Consider the following 14,055-nt stretch of genomic DNA (forward strand, 5'->3'; position numbering starts at 1 on the left):
GACGTCTTTTGTATACAAATTACGGATATGATAACCCGGATTACCGATTCACTTCATCACCCTGCACAAAGTATATTTTTAATTTGTATCTTTGGTACGGTTTTAATAAAAAACACTGCTTATGAATAAGATAATCAAACTGGAAAGTGTCGATCAATACAACAGTCTGTACGGACTTGAAACCCTGCACCCGTTGGTAAGTGTTGTAGACTTGACAAAAGCAACAAAGTCGATCAATCACATTCAAATGAATTATGGCCTTTACGCACTCTTTTTGAAAGAAACAAAAAGTTGTGATATCAAATATGGGCGTCAGTATTATGATTATCAGGAAGGAACGATTGTCTGCTTTGCTCCCGGTCAATCCGCCAGCGTAGAAATGCTCGAAGACGAAATCCAACCACAAGTATTCGGTATTGTTTTCCATCCCGATCTGATTCGTGGCACTTCCTTGGGAAAGAGTATAAAAAAATACACGTATTTTTCTTATGCCGTTAGTGAGGCGTTGCACCTGTCCGAACAGGAAAAAGAGATCGTAATGGACTGTTTGAAAAAGATACAGATAGAATTGGAACATGCCATCGATAAACATAGCAAAGAACTGATCGCAATGAATATCGAGCTATTGCTCAACTACTGCATGCGCTTTTATGAACGCCAGTTCATTACCCGCAACAACGTAAATAAAGATGCTCTCACAAAATTCGAACAGCTATTGGACGATTACTTTGAAAGTCAGCTACCTATGCAAGACGGTTTGCCGTCTGTGAAATATTTTGCAGACAAGATTCATCTTTCTCCCAATTACTTTGGCGATATGATTAAAAAGGATACCGGCAAAACACCGCAAGAACATATCCAGGAAAAAATCATAGAATTGGCTAAGGAACGTATAATCGGAACCGATAATACAGTGAGTGAAATTTCATACGCGTTGGGATTCCAGTATCCGCAGCATCTCAGCCGGTTGTTTAAAAAAAGGGTAGGGTGTACACCGAACGAATACCGGCGACAAAACAGTGAAACCGGTTTATGAAGAAAGACATATTGAACGTAAAGAGTTCGTCATCAACCCCTTTTGGGCATTATTACGTTTATGGAGAAAAATAGATTAACGTAGAAACTGTACGGGGACGTGTCAAAACTCCCCTTTTATCGAAATCACCCTCGCTACAACAGACTGAACTGCACTCCTAAAGTTTTATGTCCAACTTTTGGGGTGCAGTTCAGACTGTGGCGAGGGTGTTTTTTAGTTTATAGGAGTTTCGACACACCCTCAAAGAAAAATAATGAGTTATTAAAATCAAAGTATCTATCAATGGCTTTGCCCTTAATAACTCATTTATATCCAATTACCGCATACCTTTATATCCAACTGCCGCATACCTTTATACCCAACTACCGTATACCTTTTCCCATCTCATAGGCTTCTGACATGGCCGGATTGTCTTTTACCTCACCTACATGCCATGCCCCCGCACATAATACTACTCCTTTTATCGTCGGATTTTCCAAACAATCAAGAAATCCCTGGAATGTATCGATTGTACGTTCCATCAGTTTTTTATCTTCTTCGGCAGCAGTGGCTATAAAATAGAAATCTTTATTGCTCATCTTCGTGTAAAGACTACAACAGCGGTCTATCAGTGTCTTCATCTGTGCACTCATCGTGTAGAAATAAACCGGAGTGGCCATAACAATGGCATCTGCAGCCACCATTTTGTCTATTACTCCGGTAGCATCATCTTTCTGCGGACAAGGCTTGTTATGAACACTGCATGTACCGCAACCGGTGCAATACTCAATTCTTTTGTCGCGTAAAAAAATCTTTTCCACTTCGTGGCCTGCTTCAATAGCACCACGCATAAACTCATCACACAGTGTATCGGAGTTTCCTTTCCGACGCGGACTGGACGATATTATCAGAATTCTTTTTGCCATAACTCTTTTTATCTATTTACGGTACAAAAATAGCTTGTTATATGCTAATTTGCCGTAGATGAATTACAGAAAAAGCAACCTGAATTACAGAAATTCATATTCCGGTGAGTTCTCCTTCCTTAAGGCCCTTTATTTAGCGTGAAAGTTGGTTAAATAAACGGGTATATAGAGAGGAATATTCCATTTTTTATTCATAGATTTGCGTCTGACTACTATGTCAAACTTAGATGTCTGATTACATTATATTTGAATAAAATGTTTAGAATTGGCTTTGATATTGGCTCTACAACTGCAAAGATGGTTGTACTCGATGAGAACGGTAATATTGTTTTCTCAAAATATGAAAGACATAATGCAAAAGTAAAAGAAACAGTCATTTCCTTCTTAAAGGAATTATTGTCTCAGGTTGGGGACGAAGAAATATCCATAAGAATCACCGGTTCTATCGGTATGGGAGTTTCTGAAAAATGTGCTATCTCTTTTGTACAAGAGGTGGTAGCAGCAGCAAAAGCAATACAGAAGGATCATCCTGCCATGGCTTCCATGATAGATATTGGCGGTGAAGATGCTAAGGTCGTCTTTTTTAAAGACGGTGAGCCCACCGATTTAAGAATGAACGGGAATTGCGCCGGAGGGACGGGAGCTTTCATCGATCAGATGGCAATCATCTTAGGAGTGGATGTCAATGAGCTGAATGCTCTGGCGATGCATGCAGATCAGGTATATCCGATCGCATCGCGTTGCGGGGTTTTCTGCAAAACGGATATTCAGAATCTCATTGCCAAGAACGTGAGCCGTGAGAACATTGCAGCTTCTATATTCCATGCCGTGGCGGTGCAGACGGTAATAACATTGGCTCATGGCTATGACATAAAAGTACCGGTTTTGTTCTGTGGCGGCCCCTTGACTTTTATCCCTGCGTTACGCAAGGCCTTTATCAATTATCTGTCTTTGGATGAGAAGGATGTGATTCTGCCGGATCATGGAACTTTGTTACCGGCCTTAGGCACGGCGCTGTCCAATACGGATCAAGACGAATGCTATAAATTGTCTCATTTACTGGAGAAAATCGATAAGAGCCTGGGCACCTCCTCTCATGCATCCACCGATCTGAAAGCAATTTTCGAGAATGAAACGGAATATACTGCCTGGAAAAACAGAATGGCAGGCAACAAGATAAAAAAGGCAGAAATGAAAGCCGGCGAACAAGACGTGTTTATAGGCATCGACTCCGGATCTACCACTACCAAGATCGTTGTGATAGATACCGATTCACGGCTTCTGTATTCATATTATAATAATAACGGCGGCAATGCGATTAAAACAGTCGAGGAGGGATTGAACGAATTGTATGAAACATGCCGGAAACGCGGTGCAATACTCCATATAAAGGGAAGTTGCTCTACCGGTTATGGTGAAGATTTAATAAAATCCGCCTTCCAACTCCATTCGGGTATTATTGAAACCATTGCACATTATATGGCGGCACAGTATCTGGATAAGCAAGTCTCTTTTATTCTCGACATCGGCGGACAGGATATGAAAGCTATTTTCGTGAACAAGGGAGTTATCGACCGGATAGAAATCAATGAAGCATGCTCGTCCGGTTGCGGATCATTTATCGAGACCTTTGCCAGGTCATTAGGATATACGGTAAGTGATTTCTCTTTGGCTGCCTGCCGTTCATCCGTGCCCTCCAATTTAGGGACGAGATGTACAGTGTTCATGAACTCGAAGGTAAAACAGGAGTTGCGCGATGGAGCTACCGTCAATGATATAGCTGCCGGATTGGCCTATTCGGTAGTCAAGAACTGTCTTTACAAGGTATTAAAACTAAAGGATATATCTACTTTAGGTAAAAATATCGTGGTACAGGGAGGAACCATGCGCAACGATGCCATTGTCCGCGCCCTGGAAATACTCACCGGTGCAGAAGTGTCGAGATGCGACAAACCGGAATTGATGGGCGCCTTCGGGTGTGCATTGTACGCCATGCAGCATCAGGGTGTTTCAATCCGTCTGGATGAGATTATAGCGAAAGCGCAATACACGTCGCGTTTTCTGCGTTGCAAGGGTTGTGATAATCAATGTCTTGTCACCTGTTATCAGTTTGGCAACGGAAAGAAGTATTATTCCGGAAACAGGTGTGAGAAGGTATTTACCAATGGTGAAAACAATGGCTGCAAAAGTGAAAACGTGTACCATCAGAAAAATGAACTTCTGTTCAACCGCAATACGGAGATCATCCATCCCCGAATGACCATCGGTATTCCCCGGTGCCTGAATATGTATGAAGAATATCCATTCTGGCACACCCTTTTTACCGCCTGTGATATCCAAGTCTGTTTGTCTGATGTTTCTAACTTTTTAAGTTATGAAAACAGTGCACGCATGGTCATGTCGGATAACATCTGCTTTCCTGCCAAGTTGGTACATAGCCACATCAATAACTTGCTGCAGAAGAAAGTGGACAGGATATTCATGCCTTTTGTCGTGTTCGAGAAGAAAGATAAAGAACAGAACAGCTATAATTGCCCCATCGTATCGGGATATTCCGAAGTAATCAAAAGCGTGGATTCCGGATGTGTGCCGATAGACTCTCCGGTTATCACTTTCAAGGACAGAAAGTTGCTCTTCAAGCAATGCAGAGATTTCCTTATCGGCCTGAACGTAGATATAAATACCATCCGGACGGCTTTCAAGAAAGCAGAATACGAACAAGCCGCTTTTGAGAAGGAAATCGTTTCCTATAACGAAAAAGTATTGCAAGACATCGGGAAAAATAAAACATTGACCGTGATGCTTGCCGGTCGCCCTTATCACAGCGACCCACTGATACAGCACAAAATATCCGACATGATCTCGGAGATGGGAGTCCATGTCATAACCGATGATCTGGTAAGAGACAAAGAGGTCGGGATCGACGACATCCATTTCGTTGCGCAATGGGCATATACCAATCGTATTTTGAAAGCCGCCAAATGGTGTGCTACCCAAGGCAAAGAGATACAATTCATTGAAATGACTTCGTTCGGTTGCGGGCCGGATGCTTTCCTTGTCGACGAAGTGCGTGAAGTGTTGATGCGGCACAATAAATCACTGACTTTACTGAAGCTGGACGATATAAGCAACATCGGTTCCATGAAATTGCGGGTAAGGTCTATGATCGAAAGCTTGAAGCTGATAGACGAACACCCTGCCGAAACGCCGGATATCAAAGACTTTGTGACTGTCCCGATATACGATCAGACTTATCGCAACCGTAAGATACTGGTACCATTCTTTACACCCTTTATGTCGCCTTTGATTCCTTCCATTCTGAAAGTGGCCGGATATGATGTAGAAAACCTGCCTTTGAGTAACAGTGAATCATGCGAGTGGGGATTGAAATACGCCAATAATGAAGTCTGTTATCCGGCTACATTGATAGTCGGTGATATTATAAAGGCATTCAAGAGTAAGAAATACGATCCGGCAAAGACGGCTGTCGCCATCACTCAAACAGGCGGGCAATGTCGTGCCAGCAATTATATTTCTCTGATAAAGAAAGCATTGATTGATGCCGGATATACGGATGTACCGGTTATCTCCATCTCTTTCGGCGGTGGGATAGAGAACAATCAACCGGGATTTAGTGTTAACTGGCTGAAAATACTTCCGGTGGCTTTCTATTCAATCTTGTATAGCGACTGCATCGCCAAATTCTATTACGGATCGGTAGTCCGTGAAAAAGAAAAAGGCATTTCAGCCAGATTGCGGGATCAATATCTGGAGCTTGCAGCCGAAGCTATCGGCAGAAGGGACACGAAGCAACTGCTTCTGCTGTTGCAGTCTGCTGCCGATGAATTCAATGCCGCATGCATGGACTGCGACGCACCCAAAATAGGAGTGGTAGGAGAAATCTTTTTGAAGTTTAATCCTTTCGCCCAAAAGAACCTGATCGATTGGCTGATAGAAAAAGGCGTAGAAGTGGTTCCTCCGATTTTATCAAACTTCTTCATGCAGAGTTTTGTCAATCGCAAGGTCAATGTAGAGGCACATGTGGAGAACAGGCAGCTATCGGATCTGGTTCTGAATGGGGGATACAGGATAGCAAGAAAGCAGATAAACAAGATCAATGCGATAGCAGCCCGATTCCGTTATTTCGTTCCGTTCGGTGATATATTCGAAGAAGCTGAAGAAACAAAGAAGCTGGTTTCACTGCATGCACAATTTGGAGAAGGCTGGCTTCTTCCTGCCGAAATTGTTGCATTTGCCCGTGAAGGAGTAAATAATGTGGTCAGCCTTCAGCCATTTGGCTGTATTGCAAACCATATTGTTGCAAAAGGAATAGAAAAACGTGTTAGAAATTTTTATCCGGATATTAATTTCTTATCTTTGGACTTTGACAGTGGAGTCAGCGAAGTCAATATAGTGAACCGAATGCTCCTGTTTATGGATAATCTAAAAAAATAATGGATATGGCTACAAATGACAATAACATAGAAAACAAGATAATAGAAACAGCCCAGCAATTATTTGTGAAAAACGGGTTTACAGACACCAACATGAGTGATATTGCAGCAGCCGTAGGTATAAACCGCCCTACATTGCATTATTATTTCCGGACAAAAGATAAAATGTTCCAAGCCGTTTTTGGAAACATCATACTTTCTTTGGCTCCCGAAATTCAAGGGATTATGGTGCAGGACAAACCCATATCCGAACGGATAGGCAGGGTAGTCGATGCCTATTTCAAAATATTTACCGATAATCCTTCCCTCCCGATATTCATAGTAAGGGAAATAGAACGGGATATGCCACATTTGATCAGTACGGCTCGTGCATTGGAACTGGAACGCTATTTTCATGAGATAGGCGTCAAGCTGCAAAAAGAAATGGATTCCGGAAAACTGAAACAGGTTCCCATACATTTTGTATTTTATACCTTCTACGGGCTTCTGGTATTTCCTTTCCTGGCAAAAAAACTAAGCACTTCGGTCTTTCTCAATGGCGATGAAGACTTCCATGAAATGCTTCAAACCTGGAAATCACATATCATCGGACAAATGGAACATCTGCTCTGCCCTTGAGCTTACAATGGCCGTTTATGAGAACATCTCCTTGATTCCCTCTTCCAAAGTATGCGGGAGGTAGTTTATTTCACGTTTGGCTTTTGCTATGTCCAATCCGCTGAAACGGGGCCGGGGAGTGGCCTCTTGCATTTCCTCCGTGGTGACAGGCTGAATAAGAGACCTGTCCAGTCCTAATACATCCGCCACCCGATAAGCGATTTCGGCAATGGAAACGCAATCGCTTCCGCAAATGTGATATATGCCGTTGCGGGGATGGTGCATCAGACGTTCCACTCCTTCGGATATGTCACCGACAAAAGTAGGAGTACGCCACTGGTCGGAAACAACACGAACCGTTTCACCGTTGCGGAGTTTATCGGCCACCAATTGCAGGATGTTACCGTGCTGTCCGGGCAACGCTTTCCCATACACCACTACTACGCGGACGATGGCATAGTTACTGCAATATTCACTCACGCGTTGCTCACCTTCCAGCTTGGTGACACCATAATAATTGACCGGATTAGGGGCGTCCTCTTCGGTATACAGACATTCGCTTCTACCGTCAAAAACAAAATCGGTAGAAAGATGGATGAACCGGCTGCCGTATTGCTCGCAGGCATGCGCCAGATGCTCTACGGCTATGACATTGGTTGCACGGGCCTCACTGTGATGCGTTTCACAAAAATCGGGCACAGACAAGGCGGAGGTATTGATAACCACATCCGGGCAAACTTCCTTAAAAAGAGCCTGCACTTCTGCCGCACGGCGTATATCCGCACGAATAAACCGATAACCGTCTCCCGGTGCTATGTCGTCGCGCAGTGAGCTGGCGGTCATGTTGTATTTTCCACACGATACCAAGTCATCCAGCATCCGGCGTCCTGTAAAGCCATTGGCACCGATAATCAATATATTCATTACTTCTTGGTTTTAAGGATAATAGGGATTTTTTCCCTGTTGCACTTCAATGCGGATGCCAAAGGCACCGTTGGCCGATTTCAGTTCGAAAGCGCCTTTAAACGTGTTTTTCTCCCACGGCAGCGCGCTGCGGTCAGGCACTTTGTATCCGTCTGCATTGTATTCTCCGTATGTGTTGATACGCATACCGTTTTTCAACTTGAACGAGCCCATTTGCAGGTTTTGTGACGAACCGAAACCCGACCATCCGAATCCGGAATAAAAAGGTGAAAACACGTCCGACAATCCCTGAGAATAAGTTACATCCGGATGAAGCCGGAACAATCGGTTGTAGTCTTTACCGGCATCGGATATATCGAAATTCATTTTTGGCAATTGAGGGGGCATGACACTCATCAAGCCCATATCAAGCAAAAAGCCACCGAACTCCTTGTAGTTTTCACTGGGAGAGCGCGGTATGCTGTCCGACGGCAGTTCCGATTGTGCGGACACTGCAACCGTTGCCAGCAGCAGGGAAAGAGACAATATCAGCTTTTTCATATCCGTAGGTTTTATAAACGCAAAGATAGAAAATATTTGCCGATAATCCATTCATGAAAGAAATTTCCTTTCCCGGCAAACCCGAAGAAAAATGAAAGCCTGTTTCATTTTTTATACCTATGCAACTTTTATCCAAAGTTAATTGTTAATTTTGCAGCCTTTAAAAGTAACTAATAACAACCCCGTATGAAATCAGACATAGAAATAGCCCGCAGTACGGAGCTTAAGAAAATAAAACAAGTTGCAGAAAGCATCAGCATCCCTCGTGAAGAGGTGGAGAACTACGGCCGCTACATCGCCAAAATCCCCGAACAGCTGATTGATGAGGAGAAAGTGAAACAAAGCAATCTGATACTCGTCACCGCTATCACCGCCACAAAAGCCGGAATCGGCAAGACTACCGTTTCCATCGGCCTTGCCTTGGGGCTCAACAGGATTGGCAAGAAGGCGATTGTGGCCTTGCGCGAGCCCTCTTTAGGCCCTTGCTTCGGGATGAAGGGGGGAGCTGCCGGAGGAGGATATGCACAGGTGCTTCCTATGGATAAGATCAACCTCCATTTTACGGGTGATTTTCACGCGATCACCTCGGCACACAACATGATTTCCGCGTTGCTCGACAATTACCTGTATCAGAATCAGGCAAACGGTTTCGGATTGAAAGAAATTCTTTGGCGCCGGGTTCTCGATGTGAACGACCGTTCGTTGCGTAACATTGTCACCGGACTGGGAGCCAAGACGGACGGCATCACCATGCAGTCGGGATTCGACATCACTCCCGCTTCGGAAATCATGGCTATCCTTTGTCTGGCCAGTGACGTGGAAGACCTCCGCCGACGCATCGAAAACATCCTCCTCGGATTCACTTATGACGGTAAGCCGTTTACGGTAAAAGACCTCGGTGTGGCCGGTGCCATAACCGTGTTGCTGAAAGATGCCATCCATCCCAATCTGGTGCAGACAACGGAAAATACGGCAGCCTTCGTGCATGGCGGCCCGTTTGCGAATATCGCACACGGATGCAACTCCATACTTGCTACAAAAATGGCAATGACCTTCGGAGATTATGTAGTGACGGAAGCCGGTTTCGGTGCTGATCTCGGAGCAGAGAAATTCTATAACATCAAATGCCGTAAAAGCGGCATCCAGCCACGTCTGACTGTGATTGTGGCTACTGCACAAGGACTGAAAATGCACGGAGGAGTCAGTCTCGACCGTATCAAGGAGCCTAATATGGAGGGGCTGAAAGAGGGACTGCGCAACCTCGACAAACACGTGCGCAACCTGCATTCCTTCGGGCAGACGGTAATCGTGGCATTCAACAAGTTTGCCAGTGACACGGATGAAGAAATGGAACTTCTACGGCAACATTGCGAAGAATTGGGAGTAGGATTTGCCATCAACAACGCCTTCAACGAAGGGGGAGAGGGGGCTATAGATCTGGCCAACCTTGTGGTAGAAACCATCGAGAAAAAGCCGTCCGCTCCTTTGTCGTTCACCTATAAGGATGATGACAGCATCGAACAGAAAATAGAGAAAGTGGCTACCAACATTTATGGCGCCAGTGTCATCACTTACAGCACGATAGCCCGTAAGAAAATCAAGTTGGCCGCAGAGATGGGAATCACCCGTTATCCGGTCTGCATAGCAAAAACACAATACTCTTTCTCTGCTGACCCGAAAATCTACGGTGCGGTCAATAATTTCGAGTTCCACATAAAAGACATCGTACTGAACAACGGGGCCGAAATGATCGTGGCCATTGCAGGAGAAATCATGCGTATGCCGGGGCTTCCTAAAGAGCCGCAAGCCAAACATATCGATATTGTCGACGGACAGATAGACGGGTTGAGCTGAGCCTCTCCCCAGCCCTCTCCGTGGGAGAGGGAGCTAAGGTTCACAAACGGATAAAAAAAGAGGGTGTGTCAAAACGTAATTTGATGAAAAGACAACTTTTAATCTGAAACTTGACTCCCTAAATCAATGATGAAAAGAGCCATATCAAACTCTGTTTTTGAGTAATGATATGGCTCTTTTATAATTGTTAGTTACAATCTGTAACTTTTTAGAGTGGTCATTTTAGTTTTGACACACCCTCCATTTGCAAGATACCTCCTTGCTATTCGTCTGATTTCTTAGTATGCGAAAATCGGATATTTCTCCATGGTCTTATTGACACGTGCACGTACCTGTGCAATCACTTCTTCATTATCCACATTGGAAAGCACTGTTTCGATCATCTCGGCAATGTCGAGCATCAGATCTTCTTTCGCACCACGGGTTGTGATGGCAGGAGTACCCAGACGGATACCCGAAGTCTGGAATGCCGAACGGCTGTCGAACGGAACCATGTTCTTGTTCACTGTAATATCGGCAGATACCAATGCTTTTTCCGCTACTTTACCTGTCAGGTCCGGGTATTTGGAGCGCAGGTCTACCAGCATGGAGTGATTGTCCGTACCACCGGAAACGATTGTAAAGCCGCGATCAATCAGGGCCTGTGCCAATACGGCGGCATTTTTCTGTACTTGTTTCTGATACTCCTTGTATTCCGGTTGCAGGCATTCGCCGAAAGCCACGGCTTTTGCAGCGATAACGTGTTCCAACGGACCACCCTGGATGCCGGGGAATACGGCAGAATCAAGCAATTGAGACATCATTTTGATCTCTCCTTTCGGGGTTGTCTTTCCCCATGGGTTGGGGAAGTCTTTTCCCATCATGATAACGCCGCCACGAGGACCGCGAAGTGTTTTATGTGTAGTTGAAGTGACGATGTGCGCATATTTTACCGGATTGTCGAGGAGCCCGGCGGCAATCAGCCCGGCCGGATGCGCCATGTCGATCATAAGGATGGCGCCCACTTTATCTGCAATTTCACGCATGCGTTTGTAATCCCATTCGCGAGAGTATGCCGAACCGCCGCCGATAATCATTTTCGGACGTTCGCGCAGGGCAACTTCCTCCATCTGATCGTAGTCTACACGGCCGGTTTCCTGATTAAGATTATATTCGCATGGAGTATAGATGATACCGGAAGTATTTACCAGCGAACCGTGAGAAAGGTGTCCGCCGTGTGCCAGGTTCAATCCCATAAATTTATCTCCCGGATTCAAAACGGCAAGGAACACGGCTGCATTGGCCTGTGCGCCGGAGTGTGGCTGTACATTGGCCCATTCGGCGCCAAAAATCTGCTTCAACCGGTCGATAGCGATCTGTTCGCTCTGGTCTACCACCTCGCAACCGCCGTAGTAACGCTTGCCGGGATAGCCTTCGGCATATTTATTGGTAAGGCAGGAGCCCATTGCCTCCATTACCTGGTCACTCACAAAGTTTTCTGATGCGATCAGCTCGATGCCTTTGAGCTGACGTTGATGCTCTTTTTCGATAATATCGAAAATTAAATCGTCTCTTTTCATTCTGGTTTATAATAAAAATAAGTTTCTTAATGCGAGATTCTTTATTAAGCGCACAAATTTATGGAAAAAGAATGATAATCCGACAAAAATATCCAGATTTATCTATTAAAATATCACCCCGAGCGAGAAACTGAGTACCTGATCGCGCCGCCGGAAGGTGATATTGCTTACTCCTGTACTTCCATCGGAATTGATATTGTCGTAGGTCACCGATTTGGAAATGTTGTGCAACCCCTGTTCATATCGGAAATCAAAAAAGATACGCGAGATGTTGACTCCCACGCCGATCACCGCGCTTATGTTAAAAGGATAAAGCCGTTCATCGATACCCTTCTGGTCAAAGTTCTCAAAAGTGATTTCGTTCTTCTTTCCCCAGATGTAGCGCAGTTTGGGGCCGGCAAAAATGGACATGCCGTACGGCCCGTTCTTCACCACATTATAACCGTATAGTACCGGGAAATCGACGCTGTGTATCATCGAAATGACCGATGCATAGTCGGGTTCTATATCCGGGTGGTGCGACCCTAATTTGTCAAACGTTATTTCGCATTTACTGACGTTGTAGGATACTTCGGGCTGTATGAAGTGCTTCTTCATATTGATGCGCATGAAAAGCGCGCCGAAATAGCCGACTCTGTAATTGTTCTGAATTTCGTCGATCGTGACGTCTTGAATCTTAAAATCCGACACCAGAAACATAGAGGCATTGAAGCCGGCTTTCACCCCGATATTGAATTTACTGTTATTGGGACGCTCGATGATATCCTGCATGTTTCTTTGTGCAAAGGCAGGCCACACGCCGGCAATACCGCATATCCATATCGCCACCGCCCTGCAGAGATACAAAGCCAGGCGTCGCTTCAGATGCATGCCGCCTTTACGGTTTTCTTTTTTTCTGATTGGCATATCGGTATTGGTTATTCAGTTAATTAATCCGGTTGATTGCCCGGTTTGGTTATTCAGTTTAAATGATCCGTTTTTTGATTCAATCATCTCTTTTTCTCTACACTCCAGCCGAACTTTCCTATTTTATTGCCCAGTTCGTAATAGCCGCCATGGACATACACCAACGGGTTGGCCTCTGCCAGTTCAAGCTTGCCGGTTTCGGCATTCAGGTGCCGTTCGTCTGCACGCACGTTCACCACATCGGCTATAAACATATCATGCGACCCTAAAGACAGGATTTCTTTCACCCGGCATTCGATACAAAGCGGCGATTCTTCAATAAGCGGCGCACCCACCACGGTCGATTTGCCCGGTGTCAGCCCCATCTCTTCAAACTTATGGTAATCGCGTCCGGAACGTACCCCGCACCAGTCGGTGGGAAAGGCCATATCCGCCGTTGTCAGGTTAATGACAAATTCCATATTCTTCTTTATAATAGAATGAGAGTGGCGTTCCGGGCGTACGGATATATAACACATGGGCGGGTTCGTACAAATCGTTCCCGTCCATGCCACCGTAATAATGTTGTATTCACTCTCATCGTTTCCGCAACTCACCATAACGGCAGGCAACGGATAAATCATTGTTCCCGGTTTCCAGTCGACACGCATACATTAAATGGGATTTACGAAATTTACGATTGGACGATTTACGATTTACGATTGATGGATCATGCCTCTATCACGATTGGAGTAAATGACAAAAGGAGTAATCCCAATCGTAAATCGTCCAATCGTAAATCTCTTAAGTCTCTTAAATGATCGTAAACTCTTCTCTTTTCTGTTCTTTCTCGCAATAATGGCATTTCACGATGCAATTGTCCTTGTCCACCACATGAAAAAGGGTAGCCATCGGCTCGTTGTTGGTAATGCATTTCGGATTTGCACATTTGATGATCGCCTTCAGTTCATCCGGCATTTGCACCTCTTTTTTTTCCACGACTTCATAGTCGCGGATAATGTTCAGTTTCACATGCGGAGCCACTACCGAGATACGGTTGATCTCTTCGTCACAGAAAAACTTACCGGCAATCTTTATGATCCCCTTTCTTCCCAGTTTCTTGCTTTCAAGATTAAAGCCGATTGTGATATTGTTCGTCATATGTTCCAATCCGAGCAATCGCACTATCGTAAACAGCTTTTCACTGGGGATATGGTCGATAACTGTCCCGTCTCTGAGGGCAGCCACTTGCAGGGCCTGTTTATTCTCGTTCATAACTTATATCTTCTTTTTTTTGATTC

11 protein-coding genes are annotated in these 14,055 nt (G+C 44.8%); 4 read left to right on the plus strand and 7 right to left on the minus strand.

The window, feature by feature from the left end:
- Positions 1 to 121: 121 nt before the first annotated feature.
- On the plus strand, positions 122 to 1,036 hold the full coding sequence (locus RB604_RS14715; RefSeq protein WP_007480885.1) for a helix-turn-helix domain-containing protein: 915 nt from the start codon (positions 122 to 124) through the stop codon (positions 1,034 to 1,036).
- Between the two features lie 362 nt (positions 1,037 to 1,398).
- Here the strand turns inward: RB604_RS14715 and RB604_RS14720 are convergent, their stop codons facing one another.
- On the minus strand, positions 1,399 to 1,941 hold the full coding sequence (locus RB604_RS14720; protein ID WP_005932076.1) for a flavodoxin family protein: 543 nt from the start codon (positions 1,939 to 1,941) through the stop codon (positions 1,399 to 1,401).
- A 255-nt stretch (positions 1,942 to 2,196) separates the two neighbouring features.
- Between RB604_RS14720 and RB604_RS14725 the strand changes: the two genes are divergently transcribed.
- Positions 2,197 to 6,396 carry an acyl-CoA dehydratase activase gene (locus tag RB604_RS14725; protein ID WP_055294707.1) on the plus strand — a complete coding sequence of 1,400 codons (4,200 nt, stop codon included), beginning with the start codon at positions 2,197 to 2,199 and terminating at the stop codon, positions 6,394 to 6,396.
- A 5-nt stretch (positions 6,397 to 6,401) separates the two neighbouring features.
- Complete coding sequence (locus RB604_RS14730; protein WP_005932074.1) at positions 6,402 to 7,013, plus strand: TetR/AcrR family transcriptional regulator; 612 nt, start codon at positions 6,402 to 6,404, stop codon at positions 7,011 to 7,013.
- 15 nt (positions 7,014 to 7,028) lie between these two features.
- On the opposite strand, the gene rfbD is transcribed toward RB604_RS14730, so the two are convergent.
- On the minus strand, positions 7,029 to 7,916 hold the full coding sequence (rfbD, locus tag RB604_RS14735) for a dTDP-4-dehydrorhamnose reductase (RefSeq protein WP_005932073.1): 888 nt from the start codon (positions 7,914 to 7,916) through the stop codon (positions 7,029 to 7,031).
- Positions 7,917 to 7,928: 12 nt separating this feature from the next.
- Positions 7,929 to 8,456 carry a hypothetical protein gene (locus tag RB604_RS14740; RefSeq protein ID WP_055294762.1) on the minus strand — a complete coding sequence of 176 codons (528 nt, stop codon included), beginning with the start codon at positions 8,454 to 8,456 and terminating at the stop codon, positions 7,929 to 7,931.
- Positions 8,457 to 8,642: 186 nt separating this feature from the next.
- Between RB604_RS14740 and RB604_RS14745 the strand changes: the two genes are divergently transcribed.
- A complete protein-coding gene (locus tag RB604_RS14745; RefSeq protein ID WP_005932071.1) occupies positions 8,643 to 10,310 on the plus strand; it encodes a formate--tetrahydrofolate ligase in 1,668 nt (555 codons plus the stop codon).
- 278 nt (positions 10,311 to 10,588) lie between these two features.
- Here RB604_RS14745 and glyA read toward each other — a convergent pair whose 3' ends face one another.
- The 4 genes from glyA to pyrI form a co-directional block, all read right to left on the minus strand.
- Positions 10,589 to 11,869: a serine hydroxymethyltransferase gene (gene glyA, locus RB604_RS14750; protein WP_055294709.1), complete on the minus strand. Its 1,281-nt coding sequence runs from the start codon at positions 11,867 to 11,869 to the stop codon at positions 10,589 to 10,591.
- Positions 11,870 to 11,974: 105 nt separating this feature from the next.
- A complete protein-coding gene (locus RB604_RS14755) occupies positions 11,975 to 12,739 on the minus strand; it encodes a porin family protein (RefSeq protein WP_420921268.1) in 765 nt (254 codons plus the stop codon).
- 119 nt (positions 12,740 to 12,858) lie between these two features.
- Complete coding sequence (locus RB604_RS14760) at positions 12,859 to 13,425, minus strand: flavin reductase family protein (RefSeq protein WP_005932065.1); 567 nt, start codon at positions 13,423 to 13,425, stop codon at positions 12,859 to 12,861.
- Between the two features lie 142 nt (positions 13,426 to 13,567).
- Entirely contained in the window at positions 13,568 to 14,029 is a 462-nt protein-coding gene (pyrI, locus tag RB604_RS14765; RefSeq protein ID WP_005932063.1) for an aspartate carbamoyltransferase regulatory subunit, read from the minus strand.
- Between the last annotated feature and the right edge of the window lie 26 nt (positions 14,030 to 14,055).

Origin of the sequence: Bacteroides salyersiae (assembly GCF_031172035.1) — a bacterium.
Taxonomy (GTDB): Bacteria; Bacteroidota; Bacteroidia; order Bacteroidales; family Bacteroidaceae; genus Bacteroides; species Bacteroides salyersiae.